18 protein-coding genes and 2 tRNA genes are annotated in these 20,144 nt (G+C 39.3%); 3 read left to right on the top strand and 17 right to left on the bottom strand.

The window, feature by feature from the left end; genetic code table 11:
* Nucleotides 1-411: 411 nt before the first annotated feature.
* The 17 genes from lysS to M3627_RS19660 all read right to left on the bottom strand — a co-directional run bounded on the left by lysS (nt 412) and on the right by M3627_RS19660 (nt 18,549).
* Complete coding sequence (lysS, locus tag M3627_RS19740) at nt 412-1,902, bottom strand: lysine--tRNA ligase (RefSeq protein ID WP_251557205.1); 1,491 nt, start codon at nt 1,900-1,902, stop codon at nt 412-414.
* Between the two features lie 160 nt (nt 1,903-2,062).
* Nucleotides 2,063-3,088 carry a tRNA dihydrouridine synthase DusB gene (gene dusB, locus M3627_RS19735; RefSeq protein WP_251557203.1) on the bottom strand — a complete coding sequence of 342 codons (1,026 nt, stop codon included), beginning with the start codon at nt 3,086-3,088 and terminating at the stop codon, nt 2,063-2,065.
* On the bottom strand, nt 3,085-3,309 hold the full coding sequence (locus tag M3627_RS19730; protein WP_169360380.1) for a helix-turn-helix domain-containing protein: 225 nt from the start codon (nt 3,307-3,309) through the stop codon (nt 3,085-3,087). The genes dusB and M3627_RS19730 overlap by 4 nt, the downstream gene beginning before the upstream one ends.
* Complete coding sequence (folK, locus tag M3627_RS19725; protein WP_251557206.1) at nt 3,261-3,782, bottom strand: 2-amino-4-hydroxy-6-hydroxymethyldihydropteridine diphosphokinase; 522 nt, start codon at nt 3,780-3,782, stop codon at nt 3,261-3,263. The genes M3627_RS19730 and folK overlap by 49 nt, the downstream gene beginning before the upstream one ends.
* Nucleotides 3,776-4,141 carry a dihydroneopterin aldolase gene (gene folB, locus M3627_RS19720; protein ID WP_251557202.1) on the bottom strand — a complete coding sequence of 122 codons (366 nt, stop codon included), beginning with the start codon at nt 4,139-4,141 and terminating at the stop codon, nt 3,776-3,778. Before folB ends, folK begins: the two co-directional genes overlap by 7 nt.
* A 3-nt stretch (nt 4,142-4,144) precedes the next feature.
* Entirely contained in the window at nt 4,145-5,002 is an 858-nt protein-coding gene (gene folP / locus M3627_RS19715) for a dihydropteroate synthase (protein ID WP_251557200.1), read from the bottom strand.
* 1 nt (nt 5,003) lies between these two features.
* Nucleotides 5,004-5,843, bottom strand: coding sequence for an aminodeoxychorismate lyase (gene pabC / locus M3627_RS19710; RefSeq protein WP_251557199.1), 840 nt, complete (start codon nt 5,841-5,843; stop codon nt 5,004-5,006).
* Nucleotides 5,844-6,431 carry an aminodeoxychorismate/anthranilate synthase component II gene (gene pabA, locus M3627_RS19705; protein ID WP_251557197.1) on the bottom strand — a complete coding sequence of 196 codons (588 nt, stop codon included), beginning with the start codon at nt 6,429-6,431 and terminating at the stop codon, nt 5,844-5,846.
* Complete coding sequence (locus M3627_RS19700) at nt 6,428-7,849, bottom strand: anthranilate synthase component I family protein (protein ID WP_251557196.1); 1,422 nt, start codon at nt 7,847-7,849, stop codon at nt 6,428-6,430. The genes pabA and M3627_RS19700 overlap by 4 nt, the downstream gene beginning before the upstream one ends.
* 132 nt (nt 7,850-7,981) lie before the next feature.
* A complete protein-coding gene (cysK, locus tag M3627_RS19695) occupies nt 7,982-8,905 on the bottom strand; it encodes a cysteine synthase A (RefSeq protein ID WP_169360374.1) in 924 nt (307 codons plus the stop codon).
* 378 nt (nt 8,906-9,283) lie between these two features.
* Complete coding sequence (locus M3627_RS19690; protein ID WP_251557194.1) at nt 9,284-10,213, bottom strand: peptidyl-prolyl cis-trans isomerase; 930 nt, start codon at nt 10,211-10,213, stop codon at nt 9,284-9,286.
* Nucleotides 10,197-11,078, bottom strand: a complete 882-nt coding sequence (gene hslO, locus M3627_RS19685) for an Hsp33 family molecular chaperone HslO (RefSeq protein ID WP_251557191.1) — start codon at nt 11,076-11,078, stop codon at nt 10,197-10,199. The genes M3627_RS19690 and hslO overlap by 17 nt, the downstream gene beginning before the upstream one ends.
* On the bottom strand, nt 11,079-11,861 hold the full coding sequence (locus M3627_RS19680) for a type III pantothenate kinase (protein ID WP_169360371.1): 783 nt from the start codon (nt 11,859-11,861) through the stop codon (nt 11,079-11,081).
* 110 nt (nt 11,862-11,971) lie between these two features.
* On the bottom strand, nt 11,972-14,005 hold the full coding sequence (gene ftsH, locus M3627_RS19675; RefSeq protein ID WP_169360370.1) for an ATP-dependent zinc metalloprotease FtsH: 2,034 nt from the start codon (nt 14,003-14,005) through the stop codon (nt 11,972-11,974).
* 154 nt (nt 14,006-14,159) lie between these two features.
* A complete protein-coding gene (gene hpt, locus M3627_RS19670) occupies nt 14,160-14,702 on the bottom strand; it encodes a hypoxanthine phosphoribosyltransferase (protein WP_169360369.1) in 543 nt (180 codons plus the stop codon).
* A gap of 15 nt (nt 14,703-14,717) precedes the next feature.
* Nucleotides 14,718-16,109, bottom strand: a complete 1,392-nt coding sequence (gene tilS / locus M3627_RS19665; protein WP_251557187.1) for a tRNA lysidine(34) synthetase TilS — start codon at nt 16,107-16,109, stop codon at nt 14,718-14,720.
* A gap of 67 nt (nt 16,110-16,176) precedes the next feature.
* A complete protein-coding gene (locus M3627_RS19660) occupies nt 16,177-18,549 on the bottom strand; it encodes a SpoIIE family protein phosphatase (protein WP_169360367.1) in 2,373 nt (790 codons plus the stop codon).
* Between the two features lie 296 nt (nt 18,550-18,845).
* On the opposite strand from M3627_RS19660, the gene M3627_RS19655 reads away from it, so the two are divergent.
* From M3627_RS19655 to M3627_RS19645, 3 genes are all read left to right on the top strand, one after another.
* Nucleotides 18,846-18,919, top strand: a tRNA-Met gene (locus M3627_RS19655).
* Between the two features lie 7 nt (nt 18,920-18,926).
* Nucleotides 18,927-18,998, top strand: a tRNA-Glu gene (locus tag M3627_RS19650).
* 67 nt (nt 18,999-19,065) lie between these two features.
* Nucleotides 19,066-19,797 carry a nucleotidyltransferase domain-containing protein gene (locus M3627_RS19645; protein ID WP_251557186.1) on the top strand — a complete coding sequence of 244 codons (732 nt, stop codon included), beginning with the start codon at nt 19,066-19,068 and terminating at the stop codon, nt 19,795-19,797.
* Nucleotides 19,798-20,144: the final 347 nt, after the last annotated feature.

Here is a 20,144-nt window from a genome sequence, read left to right as displayed (position 1 = left end):
TCGTCCTGAGCCAGGATCAAACTCTCCATAATAGAGAACTTAAAAAGCTCATTTTGTTTTGCTGGCATCATCATTAAATGATGTCAAAAATTGTTTTGCTTCAATCAAGCCGAAGCTTGTTGATGCTATATGTCTTAACGTTTTGCATGTTCAGTTTTCAATGTTCATTGCGCCGTTCGTTTTGGCGACTTTATTATCTTACCAAATCTACTTTTCAATGTCAACAACTTTTTTCAAGTTATTTTTGTGAGATTTAGAAGTAAAATTGGGAACTTGATTACTATACCACCCTGTCAGCACCTTTTACAAGGGCTTTTTAAAAGTAAAATAATTAAAATAATTCTCACTCAATATATAGTCGTATACATAGAAAGAGACACTACTACTAGTAGTGTCCCATTCTTAAGCTCTTTAATCTCTATGACGCATAGTAGGGAATAATAAAACATCGCGAATAGATGGGGAGTTTGTTAATAACATTACCAAACGATCTATTCCAATTCCTAGTCCACCTGTTGGTGGCATTCCATATTCTAATGCCTCTAAGAAATCTTCATCCATTTCATGTGCTTCATCGTTTCCGGCAGCTTTCTCTTCTAATTGCGCTTCAAAGCGATTACGTTGATCAATAGGATCATTTAACTCTGTGAAAGCATTAGCATGCTCACGACGAACAATAAACAGCTCAAAGCGATCTGTAAAACGTCCATCCTCTGGATTTTTCTTCGCAAGTGGAGAAACTTCTACTGGATGTCCATAGATAAATGTTGGTTGAACTAAAGTTTCTTCTACCTTTTGTTCAAAGAATTCGTTTAGTACATGTCCCACTTCCATAGAAGGTTTAACTTCTACTCCATGTTCTTTAGCCAAGGCATGAGCTTCTTCTTTCGTCATCTCTTTCCAGAAATCAACTCCTGAAGTCTCTTTGACTGCATCTGCCATATGCCAGCGTCTCCAACCAGGAGCAAGATTGATCTCATCATCTCCATACATAACTGTAGTAGAACCAAGAACTTCTTGAGCAACATGCGCTACTAGATTTTCTGTTAGATTCATGATGTCTTTATAGTCAGCGTATGCCTCATATAACTCGATCATTGTAAATTCAGGATTATGACGAGTAGATACACCTTCATTACGGAATACACGGCCTATTTCATAAACCTTTTCTAAACCGCCTACAATCAGACGCTTTAAGTGTAATTCAATTGCAATTCGTAAATAAAGCTCCATATCTAATGCATTGTGATGAGTAATAAACGGACGAGCTGCTGCTCCCCCTGCTACAGTATGTAACAATGGTGTCTCTACTTCTAAGTAGCCTTGGCTATCTAAGTAACGACGCATAGATTGAATAATACGGCTTCTAGTGATAAAAGTGTTTTTGCTTTCAGCACTAGTCATTAGATCTAAGTAGCGTTGACGGTAGCGTTGTTCAACATCTTTTAACCCGTGGAATTTCTCTGGCATTGGACGTAAGGATTTAGTTAAGAAGGTAAACTCTGTTGCTTTTACTGACAATTCACCTACCTGAGTTCTAAATACTTTACCTCGAACGCCTACGATGTCACCTAAGTCTGCTGTAGTAAATAGCTCGTAAGCATCTTCACCAATTGCATCTTTTCGTACATAAATCTGAATTTGGCCACCTAGGTCTTGTATATGCGCAAACCCTGCTTTTCCTTTTCCGCGCTTCGTCATGATTCGCCCAGCTATTACTACTTCGTGAGGCGTTTCTTCTAACTGCTCTTTTGTGAACTCTTCAAATTCAGAAACGACTTGGTCACTTAAATGAGTTCTTTCAAACTTTCCGCCAAATGGATCTAATCCTTTTTCTTGTATCGTAGTCATCTTCTGGCGTCTCACCAAAAGTTGATCATTTAATTCTTCCATGTTAGACATTTCCTTCACTCCTTTTACAATCTATTATTCGCAAGTATCCTTTACGTTGCATTTATTGTACACAATTTCAGTGTTTACTTCATCTTTTATTTCTGTCACTCGCCATACCGACTAAATAAAAAACGGAAAGAGCCGTCACTTGATGTGACAGCCCACTAAATTAAGCAAGAATTGTGCTAGCCTCATTATATTCCTTTAAAGACTCTTCTGCAAAGAAGCGCAAGTAATCCTTAAGCTCTTGTGCAGTTTCTGTTTGGTTAATCATATTTCTAGCCGTCCCGTTTCCACGGATTCCTTTAAGATACCAAGCTGCATGCTTACGCATTTCCCGGACCGCAATACGCTCTCCCTTAAGAGCAGTTAGACGATCAAAATGCAGTAAACATACATCAATCTTCTCTTGCGCAGTAGGTTCAGGCTTTAGCTCGCCTGTTTCCAAATATTCCACTGTACGATAAATCATCCATGGGTCGCCTAATGCTGCTCGTCCGATCATTACACCATCGACGCCTGTTTCCTCTAACATACGTTTTGCATCTTGTGGAGTGTTCACGTCCCCATTACCGATGACAGGAATATTAACTGCTTCTTTCACTTGTCGTATTAAGTCCCAGTTAGCTTCTCCCTCATACATTTGTACACGAGTACGTCCGTGTACGGCAACGGCTGCTCCACCAGCGCGCTCGACTGCTTGTGCATTTTCTACCATATATAAGTGTTCTTCATCCCAGCCTGTACGCATTTTTACACTTACAGGTTTTTTTACATTATCTACAACTGCAGATACCATCTCATATATCTTGTTAGGGTCTAAGAGCCATCTTGCCCCAGCCTCACATTTTATAATCTTATTCACTGGGCAACCCATGTTAATATCAATAATATCAGCTGAAGTGTGCTGATCAACATATTGCGCTGCAGCTACTAGTGTTTCTTTTTCTCCGCCAAAGATTTGCAAAGACAATGGATTTTCACGTTCATCAATGTAAAGCATGCTTAATGTTCTTTCATTTTTTTGAACAATTCCCTTATCGCTAATCATTTCTGCATAGACAAGTCCCGCTCCAAACTCTTTAACCGTTAGACGGAATGCTGAGTTACAAATACCAGCCATAGGTGCCAAAACCACCCGGTTATCCATTACATGGTTACCAATTTGAAATGGCTTAGTCGGTGCATTTGTCATTTATCTTCACCTGCCTCTATTTCTCCTTTTAGTTCTTCTAGCTTTATATCAAGTATGGCAGCAATCTTTTCCAACTGTGCTTCGGTTGGAGCTCGCTTACCTTGTTCAATTTTCCCAAGTATAGACACAGACATATCCATTTCTTTTGCAAGCTCGACTTGCTTGATCATCTTTAACCTTCGAAATGCACGAATGCGTCGACCCCATCGAACTTTCTCCATAAATGGACGCCCTCTTTCTGGTCATGCACTAAATTCGAAAAAGCTTGTTTTGTCCGCGGATCGATTATATTAGGATTTAACTCCATAAGCGGAACAAGCACGAAGCCTCTTTCTGCCATCCTAGGATGAGGAATAATGAGGTCTTCTGTTTTCATATTTTCTTCATTATACAACAAAATGTCAAGGTCTACTGTTCTTGGACCCCAGCGAACTATTCTCTTTCTCCCCAGTAAGTCCTCTATTTCATTGCATTTTCCTAATAATTCATGTGGAGTAAATAAAGTCTTCAGTTCTACAACTATATTTAAAAATGACGCTTGGTCCACGTAACCGACTGGAGCTGTCTCGTAGACCGACGACACCTTCAGAACATCTATCTGTTGTGTCTCCTTCAATAAACCAACTGCTTCTTGTAAAAATTCTAATCGATTCCCTATATTCGATCCTAAGGAAATGTATGCTACGTTCATAATATACCCCTCGTTATATCAACAGCTACCGAAGTGTAGTGGCCTACTATAGGAGGGTTTGGTTTTACTAGATGTATTCGGCATCCACTTACTTTTTCCTTATACTGCTCCAGTATTCGAGAAGCAATTCTTTCCGCAACAGCTTCTATTAACAAGTAGGGTTTTCCCTCCACGACCTCCTTACAAAGCTCAAACACCTCAGCATAGTTAACCGTTTCGTCTAAATTATCTGTTTCCCCGGCTTTTTTTAAGTCACAGGCAAGAGTCACCGTTACTTTAAAAATTTGCCCGAGCTTTGTTTCCTCTGGAAGTGCCCCATGAAATCCGTAAAATTCTAAATCATTTAAATGTATATAGTCCATCTGTTAAGCCTCCGCTTTCATCTCGATGCCTTTACCTAATAAAGCATCCATCATTTTCGTCATTCTTGCCATCTCCTTGACATCATGAACTCTCACTATATGACAGCCAAGCTGGACACCATAGCATACTGTCGCTCCAGTACCCTCCATACGTTCGTCCACTGGCAAATTTAATACATTACCAATCATACGCTTACGGGAAGTAGCCAACAATACTGGGTAGCCCATATCCACGAGGTCAGCTAAATGCTGCATCATTAAAATATTTTGATCATGAGATTTTGCAAATCCTATACCTGGGTCTAACCAAATATTTTCATGAGGTACACCTGCTGTCCTGGCAATATGGATGCTTTCTTCTAAATCCTTCTTCGCCTCTATCCAAAAATCTACATAGTCCTCACCATCTCGATTGTGCATGAGTATAATTGGGACATTGAATTCGGCTGCCACATTGGCAATCTCCGGATCTTTCTTAGCTCCCCAAATATCATTAATGATGTGCGCCCCGGCCTCTATAGCTGCTCTAGCTACAGCTGATTTATACGTATCAATAGAAATGATTGCATCCACTTGTCGGCTAATAGCTTGAATGACCGGTACAACACGCGCAATTTCTTCTTCATCAGATATTGGCGTGTATCCTGGTCTAGTGGACTCTCCCCCAACATCTATTATTTTTGCTCCTTCGGCTACCATTTGTTTTGCTCTACCGACAGCCTGCTCTATCTCGTTGAACCTTCCACCATCCGAAAAGGAATCCGGTGTAACATTAAGAATGCCCATTATAATCGTTTCATTTCGAAAATCTAGAGTAACTCCTCCAGCTTTAAATGTTTGTAAATTATGTTTTAAATTCATGTTATGCTCTCCTTTTTCCCTGAATACACGCAACATATTGTTTGTGGAGCTCTTTGTAAACAGGACCGAGATTTCCTAAAAACTGTTTCCCGCCAATACTTTTAATCGGAACCAGCTCCTGAACTGCGTTTGTTATAAAAACCTCTTCCGCAGATTCTAAATGATTCTTTGTGTAAAAACCTTCTTCTATATCGCTTGTACAATTTTTTAAAGTCCATTTTCTCGTCGTTCCATTTAATATTCCAGTCTCAACAGAGGGAGTATATACTTTCCCGCCATTTACCCAAAAGACATTTGAAGTAATACCTTCTGCCACATAACCTGAGGCATTTATAAAAATCCCTTCCTGAACAGCTAGTGAGTCTAGTTCAAGCCTCGCTTGAACATTGTTTGCAAAGTGGTGGGATTTATGACGAATGCTGCTCTCTGGAGTATTTCTGACAGTCTTTAACCATACTGCCGACTTCTCTTTACCACGTATCATCGGAGGAAGGGGCTTTCGATATAAAATAACGGTTGGTTCCTGATAATTGTTTGGCTGTAATCCCAGATCATGAATACCTGCACTAACGTTTAAACGAAAATACCCGTCTTCCCCTTTATTCGCTTCTGTTAATAAATTCACAGCCTCCAAAATGGCCTGCTTGTCATATGGCAAGTCTATACGAAAATCGGCCAGTGCCTCTGTGAGTCTCAACCAATGCTCATCCCATAAAAATACGTTGCCATTGTAAGTACGAAACGTTTCGAAAAAGCCAAGGCCATATAAGAAGCCATGATCATAGGCTGATACCGTTAATTCACTAGCTTTATATAATTGCCCATTCTTCCAAGCCTCCATTTAGGATAGCTCCTTAGCATAGCAGTGGTCATGCACAAAGTTTTGGATTAGTTTTTTTCCTTCCTCCGTCATGATAGACTCCGGGTGGAACTGTACACCCTCTACTGGAAAATCCTTATGGCGTATTCCCATTATTTCTCCCTCCGCTGTCCAGGATGTAATTTCGAGACTGTCTGGAAGTGAGCCCCTCTCTACTATTAAAGAATGATAGCGAGTAGCAAGGAACGGGTTAGGCATATTCTTATTAACACCTTTACCATCATGAAAGACCGGAGACGTTTTCCCATGCATCAGTCGTTCTGCACGAATTACATTCCCCCCAAACGCTTGGCCAATGGATTGGTGTCCCAAACAAACCCCTAGTAAAGGTATTTTCCCGGCGAAATAGGTGATTACTTCTAAGCTGATACCTGCCTCGTTCGGGGTACAGGGACCTGGAGAAACAACTATAACTTGTGGTGATAATTGTTCGATGTCTTCTATTGAAAGCTCATCATTACGAACAACCTTTATCTCTACCCCACACTCTCCGATATATTGTACTAAATTGTAAGTAAAGGAATCATAGTTATCAATCATTAGAATCATTTGCTTGCTCCTTCCGCCATAGCCTTTGCCTGCCATAGAGCCTTTGCCTTGTTAATCGACTCTATATATTCTGCACTAGGCTTTGAGTCAATTACTATACCCGCTCCTGCTTGGATATGAGCCATTCTTTCTTGTATAAATGCTGTCCGTATAACGATATTAAGCTCTAAATCCCCGGTATATCCAAGCCATCCTATAGAACCTGTATATAATCCTCTTCGAACAGGCTCTAACTCATCTATGATTTCCATGGTTCTTATTTTTGGTGCTCCAGTAATGGTTCCACCTGGGAACATTGCTCTAACTATTTCTGCATTTGTCGCCCCTTGACGTAGCTGCCCCTTAACATTTGAAACAATATGCATGACATGGGAATAACGCTCAATCACCATAAACTCATTTACTTCCACTGTGCCATAAGCAGAAACGCGCCCTAAGTCGTTCCTCTCCAGATCTACAAGCATGACGTGCTCAGCACGCTCTTTTTCATTTTCAATCAGCTCATTGGCCAATAAAAGATCTTCTGCCTCGTCTTTCCCCCTAGGTCTTGTACCAGCGATGGGTCTTGTAGATAGCTCCAGCCCCTTTTTCTTTACTAATAGCTCAGGAGATCCTGATACGACAGTAAACTCCGGTGACTGTATATATGCCATATAAGGAGAAGGGTTGAAGGTACGCAATGCCTCATACATTTCAATGGCAGATGCTTTTAACTCTTTAGATTGACGAACTGATAAGTTAACTTGGAAAACGTCTCCTTGAGCAATATATTCTTGAATTTTTAGCGTAGCTTCTTCAAATTCCTCTGAACTCATCGACACATGTAGCTCCGATGAATCCTCTTGAACTTCCATTGCAGCTCCTGTCAAGAAGATTCTAGAGGATATGCCCTGATCGGCTGCCTGTTTGTATCGCTCTTCCATTTCCTCTAAATCCTCACTACTGCTAGAGAGCTTCATCAATGTTACTGTTTCAGTCTCCACATCCAACACAGCCCAGCTATCTAATAGATAAAAGTATATATCCGGTATATGCAAATCATCTTCTGAATGGGTTGGTAGCACTTCTATCTTTCTAGCATAATCGTAGCTAATAAAACCAGCTGCTCCCCCTTGAAAATCAGGAAGGCTGTTATCGTAAGAAATCTTATAGTTTGCAATGAGACGCTCGAGCTCATCTAAGGGTTCTCCCTCTATAGATTCCTCCCCTCCTTCTCTCCACTTAACATGGATACCCTTCTCCTCAGACCTAATAGTAGCTAATGGATTCCAGGCCGCTACAGAAATATGACCGCCTCTCCCACTCTCTAAGAACAGATGATGTGTTTCGTTTTTGGTAAGCTCTTTATATCCATAAAAAAATGCCTCTTTAGACATTTGGAATGAATGTGTATGAAGATGTAATCCCACTATTTTCATTTCCCCCTAAAAACAATCTGACTTCATCTTAACGTGAAACTGTTACTTTTTGCCACAAAAAAGAGAGGAAGTAAACAAACTCCCTCTCGTTACATCAACTCTTATGAAATTAACTTTCGAAACATATATAAATTAGTCTTCAAATTGATAAAGAGGTGTACTCAAGTAACGTTCCCCGTTGTCAGGGATCACTGCAAGAACTTTTTTCCCTTTACCAAGTTGTTTCGCTAACTGAAGCGCTCCATAAATAGCAGCACCTGCAGATACTCCACCTAAGATTCCTTCACTTTTAGCAACTTCACGAGAAGTAGCATAAGCATCCTCGTTAGAAACTTGAATAATGGAATCATATAACTTAGTATCTAATACTTCTGGTACAAAGCCAGCGCCAATCCCTTGAATTTTATGCGGTCCTGGTTTACCACCAGAAAGGACACTTGAATCTTTTGGTTCAACTGCAGCAATGTGGATATTCGGGAATTTTTCCTTTAACACGCCACCAGCACCTGTAATTGTACCACCAGTACCGATTCCAGCAACAAATCCATCTAATTGGTCAAATGCTTCTACAATTTCAGGACCAGTTGTTAAACGGTGCACCTCTGGGTTTGCAGGGTTATTAAATTGTTGTGGCATAAACCAACCGTTTTCATTCGATAGTTCTAGCGCCTTCGCAATTGCACCCTTCATACCATCAGCTCCAGGTGTTAACACTAATTCAGCACCATATGCACGAAGTAAATTTCTACGCTCTAAGCTCATTGTGTCTGGCATTACTAATACAGCTTTATATCCTTTTGCTGACGCAATCATTGCTAGCCCGATTCCTGTGTTACCACTTGTAGGCTCAATAATTGTGCTTTCTGCATTTAATTTGCCTTCTTTTTCAGCATTTTCAATCATTGCTAGAGCAATACGATCTTTTACACTGCTTCCAGGGTTAAAATATTCTAATTTCACATAAACCTCAGCATCTTCTGGGCTAGTCACTCTGTTTAATTTAACAATCGGTGTTTTACCTATTAAATCTGCTACACTATTCGCTAATTTTGCCATTCTACGATTCACTCCTAATCCCTACTTGATTGATAGGTTTTATTTCCTATATCATATCAATCTTTGAGAACTACTGTCAATTAATACAGTTCGCCAAATAAAGTAAATTTTATTATTGACTACTCTTTTAAAATAAGCAGTTCACACACATTTCCATAATTACTAACCTACCCCTTTTACTACAGTACAAACAAAAATTTAAATTCTTGTCCTATATATTCTACGGGACTTTAGACTCTTATATACATTTGTTTTCAAAAATGAATCCATTTCGAGTAGCAGCATAGTATATTCCCGACAATCTCTTGCGTCGTCTAAAAAAAACGCCCTCCAATGTTAGATTCATCCAACACTGGAGGGCGGTTTAAAGTCTTATTTTTACTGTTCGCCATATATCCATTCTGCTTTATATTCCTGCCAGAATGATTCTTGTGTTACAGATTGATGTATTTGACTTAGTGCCAACTCTCTCTTTATATGATCTTCTACTTTCTCATAAGAGAATGCTTGTCCTTCAAATATATCCTTTACAAGTGCTATTGCATAACGGCCATCCTTAAGAGCGATAACTCCGCTAGTCTTTCCTTCTTTAACTTTCTCTAATGCCTCAACTAAAACTTCATCTATCGAATCAGTACCTTTAGAGATATAACCCACGTCTCCACCTAAGCTTGCAGAACTTGGATCTGTCGAACGCTCTCTTGCCAGACCATCAAAGGACGATTCATCCTTGAGTTCTTTTAAAACAGCTTTCCCTTCCTCTTCTGTAGCCACGTAAATAACGCTAGTACGGTAGGAAGTTGGGATATTATATAGATTTTTATTATTTTCATAGAAATCCTTTATATCCTTTTCCTTTACATTAACATCTTTTGCTAATACCTTCTCTAAAATAAGGCGAGATCGAATTTTCTTTCGTAATATCTCATCGTCATATGCTTGAAGGGAAGTGTCTGTACCTTCCCTTGTGGACCTAATAAGCGCTAGCTCCAGATCTATCTCTGCGTCCGTTACTTTAATATCGTTTTTCTTCGCAGCAGCCTCCATGACTTCTGCGTTTACCATATCTAATAATACTTCTTTTCCATAAATTGTTTCCATGGAAGCCATCCATTGCTCTTTCGTAATAATCTTTCCATCAACTGAAGCGACTTCTTCGGATGCCTTTGCTTGTTGATCATTTGGTATTAACCAAGCTATAAACCAAAGTAAGTTTCCAAGTAAAAGTATACCTAGTACAATAAGTACCGGTTTCGTTTTTAAACGTCGTTTAGGTTGAGTTGGAACATTATTATGAATTGATTTCATCGATAAAAGACTCCAATTCATTTACTGAGTAATTATATTTTTCCATACAAAAATGACATTGAGCCTCAGCACCACCGTCTTCTTCAATCATGTCACGGATTTCACTTTCCCCAAGACTGATAATTGCACTACCAAATCGATCTTTAGAGCAATTACATTCAAACTGTACTGGCATCTCATTTAATATTTGAACGTTTTCTTTCCCAAGAATTTCAAATAATAGTTCCTCTGGAGTCAATCCTTTTTCGATTAACTTAGACACCGGCTCCATCTTATTTAAATGTTCTTCTATAATTGTAATAGTCTCGTCATCTGTCCCTGGTAATAACTGAATGATAAACCCACCAGCAGCCAAAATGGAGTTGTCTGGGTTAACCAATACTCCTAGACCTACTGAGGACGGAACTTGTTCTGAAATAGCGTAATAGTAAGTGAAATCCTCTGCAATTTCTCCAGAAACTATTGGTACTTGTCCCGTGAAGAAATCTCGCATTCCTAGATCTTTGACAATTGTTAAAGTACCCTCTGTTCCAACTGCACGACGAACATCAAGCTTACCTACTGAGTTTAAGTCGAAATGTACTTGAGGATTTGTTACATATCCACGCACCTCACCTTTAGCATTGCTATCGATGATCATAGGACCAATAGGACCGTTTCCTTCTACTTTAACTGTTAACTTATCGTCACCCTTTAACATTGCTCCCATCATAACTGCAGCGGTCATAGATCTACCTAATGCGGCAGAAGCAGTTGGCCACGTTTGATGACGTTGCTGTGCCTCACCTACCGTACCTGTTGTGCGAACTGCAAATGCTCTAACACTTCCTTCAAAAGCTAAAGCTCTAACTAAATAATCATTCATTTATCTCATACCTCTTTCATCTATATTTCGTTGATAAATTAAATACAATCCTTTTAACGTAAGAAAAGGATCAATCATATCCATAATCGTTGTTTCATTACCTATTAAAGGAGCAAGTCCTCCTGTAGATATAACTTTAGGATTCACTTTAGAAACTTTTTTCATCCTATTTACAATGCCCTCCACTTGCCCAACGTATCCAAATACGATACCAGATTGCATGGCGGAAACTGTATTTTTGCCGATTACATGCTCTGGAGTTGTAAGTTCTATTCTAGGAAGCTTACTAGCCTTTTCAAATAATGCTTCTGTTGAAATACCGATTCCCGGAGCTATAGCACCACCCAAGTATTCACCTTTTTCATTTACATAACAGTAAGTGGTTGCAGTACCAAAGTCCACAATAATTAAAGGTGCTCCATATTCATGAATAGCTGCTACTGCATTAACAATACGATCGGCACCGACTTCACGAGGATTTTCATATTTTATATTCAATCCCGTCTTTACACCGGGACCTACAACTAAGGGTTTTATACCAAAATACTTCTTACACATCGCTTCTAAGGAGAACATAATTGGCGGCACTACTGAGGAAATGATAATACCTTCTATTTGTTCGAAAGTTATATTAACATGAGAAAAGAGTGCTTTGACCTGCATCCCGAACTCATCCTCTGTTTTACGACGGTCCGTCTCCATTCTCCAGTGATGAATCAGCTGATCATTATGGTAAATTCCTAGGACAATATTTGTATTTCCTGTATCAAGCACAAGTATCATGAAGATTTTCCTCACTTTTACGTAGATTTCCAACACATCATACCATATTTCCCGAGAAATAAAAAAGCTGAGTGACTCGCCTAAAGACGAAAATCACTCAGCTATATATTTTATTTATCAGTTGGACGTTTTTCTTGAATTGGATCTGAAGTACTATCTGTACGTTCTTCTAGAATAGGACCTGTCTCATGAGACGTGCCTTTTTCTGATGGTAAATCACCGATTGTCGGATCAGAAGAAGCTCCTGTAGCATCGGAATCCTTTTCCTTACTCAAATCAACCTTTTGATCGTTTTGATCGTATTCACGAACAGGTAGTGTTCCATGCTCTTGTAAATGTAAAATTTGAGCAGCATCTAACGTTTCAACATCTAATAACGTATTTGCGATTAAATCTAACAAATCACGTTTCTCTGTTAAGATCTGTTTAGTTCGTTCGTATTGCTCTTTGATCATCGTTTGCATCTCATGATCAATTTCATATGCAATCTTATCGGAATAATTTTGCTCTGAGTTAAAGTCACGACCTAGGAAGACATTTCCTCCTTGAGTTTGACCAAATTGCATTGGTCCTAGCTTGTCACTCATACCATATTCCGTAACCATTTTTCTGACGATACCAGTAGCACGTTGGAAGTCATTATGAGCTCCTGTAGAAACTTCTCCAAAGACGATATCCTCGGCAACACGACCACCAAGTAATCCTGAAACTTTATCCAAAAGCTCTGGTTTAGTCATGAAGTAACGATCTTCTTTTGGAAGCATTACCGCATATCCACCAGCTTGGCCACGAGGTACAATAGTTACTTTATGAACGACTTCTGCGTCATCTAGTGTTAAACCTACTACTACGTGTCCAGCCTCATGGAAGGCAACAATTTTACGTTCTTTTGGAGATATTACTTTCCCAGATTTAGCTGGTCCAGCAATAACTCGGTCTGTTGCTTCATCAATGTCTGACATATCAATTTTTGTTTTGTTTCTTCTAGCAGCTACCAGGGCAGCTTCATTTAGAAGATTTTCTAAATCTGCTCCAGAGAATCCTGGTGTACGTTGAGCAATTGCTTTCAAATCCACCGTATCATCTAAAGGCTTGTTGCGTGCATGTACTTGAAGCACTGCTTCGCGACCTTTAACATCTGGGCGACCTACTGTAATTTGACGGTCAAAACGTCCAGGACGTAGAAGAGCCGGGTCTAGAATGTCTGGTCTGTTTGTAGCTGCGATGATAATAATACCTTCGTTAGCTCCAAAACCATCCATCTCAACAAGTAATTGGTTTAGTGTTTGCTCACGCTCATCGTGACCGCCACCAAGACCTGCTCCACGTTGACGACCAACTGCATCAATTTCATCTATGAAAATAATACAAGGCGCATTTTTCTTTGCATTTTCAAACAAATCACGTACGCGGGATGCACCGACCCCAACGAACATCTCTACGAAGTCAGAACCACTAATAGAGAAGAATGGCACTCCTGCTTCACCAGCTACAGCACGTGCTAGTAACGTTTTACCAGTACCTGGAGGACCTACTAAAAGAATCCCTTTAGGTATACGTGCTCCAATTTCTACAAACTTGCGTGGATCTTTCAAGAAGTCTACAACTTCTACTAACTCTGCTTTTTCTTCATCTGCCCCAGCAACATCTGGGAATTTCACTTTTTTCTTGTCGTTATCATACAGTTTTGCTTTACTCTTACCGAAGTTCATCACACGGTTACCACCGCCTTGAGATTGGCTCAATAAGAAGAAGAATAAAATGATGATAATCAAGAAAGGAAGTAGACCGGTAAAGAACTGTACCCAGCCACTAGTTTTTGAAGTTTCAATAACATCAATTTGTACATTATTTGCAGTTGCTAGTGAATCTATTCTCTCTAGCACTTTTTCACTATTGTAAGGAAGTTTAGTTAAAAACTTTTCTCCTTCTTCATAGCCCTTCATAGAACCTTCTATAAAGTAAACTCCTTGTTCAGGTTGCATTGAAAAGCTAGTAACATCACCTTTTGAAAGTGAAGTCATAAATTCATCATAACGAATATTTTTAGTAGGGGTATTATTTGTATTGAACGTAGCAAATATTCCTACAATCACAAAAAATATCAATAAATACAATATGGCGTAGCGCAATGCTCGATTCATTCCTAGCCTCCTCACAAGGTAAACAGAAAAACTAATGATTATCTTAACATACGTTTTTTTTGGCGTACAATGAAAAGCCTTCTAAAAAAGAACAAAATTTTAAGGCTTTGTTCATATCTATTAATGGCTTTCATAGAGCCTCGCAGCTTCTAATTTAAAAAGAGTAAACTTCTTTTTTAAGAACACCCACGTACGGTAAGTTTCTGTATTTTTCTGCGTAATCTAATCCATAACCAACAACAAAAGCATCTGGAACTATAAAACCAACATAATCAGCTTCTAACTTTACTTTTCTGCCTGTCGGCTTATCCAATAATGTGACAATCTTAATAGATTTTGCTTTACGATACTTGAATAGATCTACTAAATAGCTTAATGTCATCCCACTATCAATGATATCCTCAATAATTAAAATATCTCGGCCCTCTACACTTGTATTCAAATCTTTTACAATTTTCACTTCACCAGAAGAAACAGTAGCATTTCCATAGCTAGAAACGTCCATATAGTCCATTTCGATGTATGTATCTACTCGTTTCATCAAATCAGACATAAATGGCATTGCACCTTTTAAAATTCCGATAGCAAGGGGAAATTGGTCCGCATAATCTGCAGTAAGCATAGCTCCAAGCTCATTTGTTTTTTCTTGAATTTGTTCTTCTGTTAATAAAATCTCTAGAATATCTTTCTCTAGCATTTCTAGTCCCCCTAGTCATTTATCTCGCTTTACAAACATCACATAGTTCTGCGAGCTGTGTTGCTTTGAAAATAATTCTCCGTAGCGTAAGCCAATTACTGCAATTGTATCATTGTTAGCTTGCACAAGCAGTGGCCAACTCATCCTATCCTCTGGTAAGACCTTCTCATCGATAAATAAACGGGAAACTTTTTTAGAAGAGGACATTCCCTTGATACGTATTCGATCACCTTGTACCTTCTGTCTTATAGAAAGCGGAAAGTGGTGGTTTTCTAATTGTACAAACCATTTCTCTTGGGAAAGATCGTCTGTTAAGTTTCGCGTTAAGTAGATGGAAAAGCCAGCACCGCAATTGATCCAACAATCTTCCGACAAAACAAATTCCCCACGTATAACAGGTGCCGTTTTATGAGCGCTAAATTGTATGTGGTTGTAATGGCGAGTGAGATGAAAAGCATTTGGTAAGTGTAATACCTCATTACCTTCATGATTATTGCAAGCGGCGAGAATGGATTCAATCAATCGATCGTTAAGTAGTATATCGGAGTTTTTGTATAGATACTCTAATAGTAGTAGAATCACTCTTCTTTGTAAAGCAATGGGAACTGTAGAAAAGCTTAGAGAATCTATAACCAATGCCCCTTCCTCATTAACCGTCACAAGCTGTTCATACTTTTTGGCCGCTATCTCTTGAAGGTACTTTTCATCCTGAAGCTGTTTCTCTACAAAATGCATTATGCGATCGCTTATATTTGGATTTTCTTCTTTCAAGAGAGGCACTAATCGATGGCGAATTCGATTTCTTGTATATGTATGTTTGTCATTGCTTGGGTCATGTCTATGAAGTTGTTGTTGGTCCTTTAGATAGGTTGCAATCTCTTGCTTTGTAACACCTAGAAAAGGACGGATTATTTGACCACTTGAAAAAGGTCTCTTTTTTGGAATCCCCGTTATCGTGGAGCTAATAGTACCTCTTATTAACGACATCAAGACATTTTCTATTTGGTCATCTGCATGGTGTCCCAACAAAAGCTTGTTATAATTATAGGTTTCCATCACCTCATCGAAAAAGGAATAACGCTCCTGCCTACAAATAACTTGAACATTTCCCCCTTCTTGTTCTACTCTACTCATCACCTCTAACGCAGCAGAATAGAAAGGAAGTTTTAAACGATTAGCTAATTCCTTGACGAATTCGAGGTCCTCGGCAGACTCTTTTCCACGCAATTGATGATCTGTATGAACAATACCAAGCTCACAACTGTAAAAAACCGCAAGTTCCCTCATGGCTAGTACCACTGCAACAGAGTCTGTACCGCCAGAACAAGCGATAAGAAGACGCTCTTTTTCTTCAATCAATCGGTGCTGGTCTATATATTGCTTCACCTTTCGAACGAATGGATGCATCTTCTCATCTCTCCCTTAAAAATAATCTATCTTCATAATTCACTTCTCTATAAACATTTATACTAGTCTAGTGTACCATTTTTTCTTGAAATTTTGCGGCTTGTCTTGGTGAAAATATCGACCATTCCGGTACAGCATGCTTCACCTGCATAAAGATTACAGTTCTATCATCTCCTGGCAATGAGTAGGTTTCCTCTAAAATCTTCACAAATTTTTCTGCACTCATTGTAGGATCCTGTAACACCTTTTTGTAGTAGGCCTCCTGTTTTTCTATTGTTGTATTTGCTGAGAACACACCATCTGATAGCATTAATAATATATCTCCATCTTTAATATCGACCTTTTTCGCCTCTATTGAAAAAGTAGGCAAAAAGCCAAATGGCACATGCTTACTTTCAATTTTACGCATCTCATTACCTCGAATTAGATACGTAGACATACTACCAGCTTTCCAGGACCACAACTCTCCCTTTTGTAAATCTATTAAAGCCAGATCTACCGTAGCATAGCTATCTGAGTCATCTTGTAGACTCATCATATAATGCAATGTATGCATAGTTGTCTCAGGATCCATTTTCTTATGAAGACATTCCCTCATAAACTGCATTACCCTCCTACTTTCCCTATGTGCCTCTACATTATTACCCATCCCATCCGATAAGATAACAGCTAATAACCCCGGGTGTAGCTGGAAAACGGCATGTGCATCTCCTGAATAGATTGTATTTTTACTAGAAGAAGTAAATATATCGTGTGAAACACTAAATCGGACAGAAGATTTAAATGATACTTGAATATGTTCATATGGGTGATGAACTTCTTTCATCGAAGTTATTTCAAAAGGCTCCTTCCATAGCTCATATAAAATCGGAATTATTAACCTTTCCCCTATCATTTTACCTCTTGCTTCTATTGGCAAACAGCAGACTACCTCCATCTGACCCACATCAATGTTCAATACATCTATTTGATAAAACGGAATATTGCATTGCTGAAATTTCTGTTTCACCTCTTCCTCCTGGGATGTATACAACGCAACATTATTTTCTAAGTTGTTCATCAGCTCACTCATATGATTTCCCATATCTCTCAATTTTAAGGCAAACATCTTTTTGCCATGCTGCATTTCATAGGCTAGCTTTCTTTTCGCCTCCCTCTCCTTTAATTCGTGCATTATTTGTAATGGTTTAACGCATTTAAACTGCATTTTCTTTTCTAACTGTATCCTCGCTTTTTTAGGTTGCTCCTCCCATTGTTGAATTAGACTCGGTATGCCGTTTGATTTTGCCCCCCAACATTTTTCATAATGAAAACAAGACTGACAAGTTACTAATGCTTCTACCCTCTCCTCACTTGCTGCTTTAGGTTCAAATCGATCTGATATAAAACGCGTAATGAAATCCACAAAGTGTTGAAATTCCTGTAACTGATGATTCACCTTTTCAGTCATCCACTTCTGTCTTCTCAATAAGACATGCGTCGTGTCAGGATAAAGCTGTTCCTTCAAATCCTTAATCCATGCAGAAGGAATCATAAAAAAGATTAGCGAGGCCGCTACCAATGAGCCGATATAAACCGAATCTAAGGGTAACGTTCGATCATATAGCAGAAAGAAAAATGTGGCTCCAAGCATACTGAATGCCTGCCAGAGCCTGCCAAATCTCTTATGGAGACCCGCTAAGAAGCCGGTCAAGGCATAAACCGCAATCATTCCACTAAAGCTTAAGGTGGAAATACTTAATACCGTGCCCGCCAGGACTGCCACAACAGTAGAAAGTTGAACACCTCCTACCGCGGCAGCAACAGCAATTACTAGGTGTGCAAGTATTAATGGAACCGAAACATAACCAATGATAAAGGATGACATACCAGTTAGCACTAGGGCCCCTATTAATAAAGCAGAGCCCATCCTTTCCATTGTCCATTTTTTATGGATCAATTCGGGTAATGGAATGAACAACTGAAACAAAAAGATTGTCATGAACAAGCTCAATACACCTTCGTACCCTATCGCTAACCAAACAGAAACTGGAACTGAACCCCCATATGAAGCGAATTGCCAAAGAACCTGGATCAATACGACATCTATTAATACAAATAAGGGAATAGGGATTTTATTTATCAGCTTCTTTCCTTGAAGCGTAAAGAAAATACCCTGAAATACATGAATCATCAATTGCCCTAATCCAAGCGTCAAGCTTCCTAATAGTGCTCCTGCAAATGTCCAAGGAATAAATCGTTGAAATCTTAAGCTAACCAATGCCCAAATAGGCAAGAAAAATGGTACTGACGCTTCGAATAGAACAACCTGGGCTAAGAAAAATGAAAGGACAAAGAATGTCGCCATTAAGGTTAAGGTGACCTTTCTTGCTTGAATATTTTCAACTACCCTTCTCCATGTGAAACTTCTTTTTTGCTCTTGTTCGTAAATAGTTTTCATATTGTATTCCTCCCTATTCAACTCATGTTCGAAGTATACCTAGTAGATTTCAAAAAGTATGTCTCTTCCTGGCATCACTCTCAAAAACTTTTCGACCTGATATACCACGTTTTGAATTCCCTGAAATATTGAATGATGCATTTGGCCCTGGACCACTCGAAAACCAACGTATTCCTAGGTTATTATCCGCACATAAATTGTCAGTTTTTTTTGTAAATGATTATTTATGAATATCTTTTTAAAAAAGTATTGACACTTTGTCCAAACGCTTGTAATATGATATTTGTTGTTATAACGGCGGCCTAGCTCAGCTGGCTAGAGCGTACGGTTCATACCCGTGAGGTCGGGGGTTCGATCCCCTCGGCCGCCATTTATACGGCCCCTTGGTCAAGCGGTTAAGACACCGCCCTTTCACGGCGGTAACACGGGTTCGAATCCCGTAGGGGTCATCTTTAAAAAGAGGTTGCATACTTGCAACCTCTTTTTTGTTATCCTTTTATCAAAGGAGGCAGGTAAATGTTTAAGAAGAAAAGTGATCCACTTGTAGTAGCTGAGCATTTTGTTCAGCAATACTTTCCTCATTGTCTAGGAGCCATTTTAGCTGGGAGTGTTGTTCGAGGAGAAGGTACCTCCACCTCTGATTTGGATATTGTAATATTCGATGAGCACATTCTCACCTCCTATAGAGAATCTCTATACTTAGAAGGATGGCCAATAGAGGTATTTGCCCATAGTTTGAGCTCCTACAAGCACTTCTTTGAGCTGGATTGTGAAAGGGCTAAGCCTTCCCTTCCAAAGATGGTCGCGGAGGGAGTGGTATTAAAGGGGCAAGGGGTATTGTCCCCTATTAAAGAAGAGGCTCGCGTACTATTGTCGAATGGACCGAGGGAATGGTCTAAAGAGACTATTACGATGAAACGCTATTTTCTTACAGATGTTTTAGATGATTTTATTGGCTGTACAAATACCCAAGAGGAGCTATTTGTCGTCCATTCCCTCTTCGATCTAGCCAGTGAATTTGTATTAAGAACAAATCGGCAGTGGACGGGTACGTCTAAATGGGGGTATCGTGCTTTGAAACAATTTGACGAATCATTTGCAATTAAATTTACGGAAGCCTTCGATGCCTATTACAAGCATCGTGAAAAAGAGAAGATTGTCGAGATTGTCGACGAGATGCTTCAGCCTTATGGTGGGCGCTTGTTTGAAGGGTTTTCTTTAGGCAAGCCTACCAGTGATGATCACTAAGCATAGTTAACCTAATGCAACAGTTGGAGATTCAATAATCACCTCAACTGTTTCTTTAGAGAATCCGTTAGGTCGGATGCCGAAATAATCACGGATATTTATGTGAGTAAGCAAACGATTTGTCGTTCACTTACTCACTTTTTAAAATTTGAGAGCAGCGATTTCCGTTCCAGTCGGACGCTTTCCGCCGGCATGGCCTCAGCCTCCTCGTCGCTACGCTGAGGGCACTGAAAAACTTACGTTTTTATAATAATTTTGTTTTTGAAAATTAAAAAAGGGTACTTTTTGTTCAAACTGAACAGAAAATACCCTTTTTCATTGCCTTATTCTTGCTCTCATTCGTTAAG

The sequence above is a fragment of the Psychrobacillus sp. MER TA 171 genome (assembly GCF_023713305.1).
In the GTDB taxonomy this organism is placed as follows: Bacteria; Bacillota; Bacilli; order Bacillales_A; family Planococcaceae; genus Psychrobacillus.
Note: the sequence above shows the minus strand (reverse complement) of the source record. Positions and strands in the feature narration are given on the sequence as shown.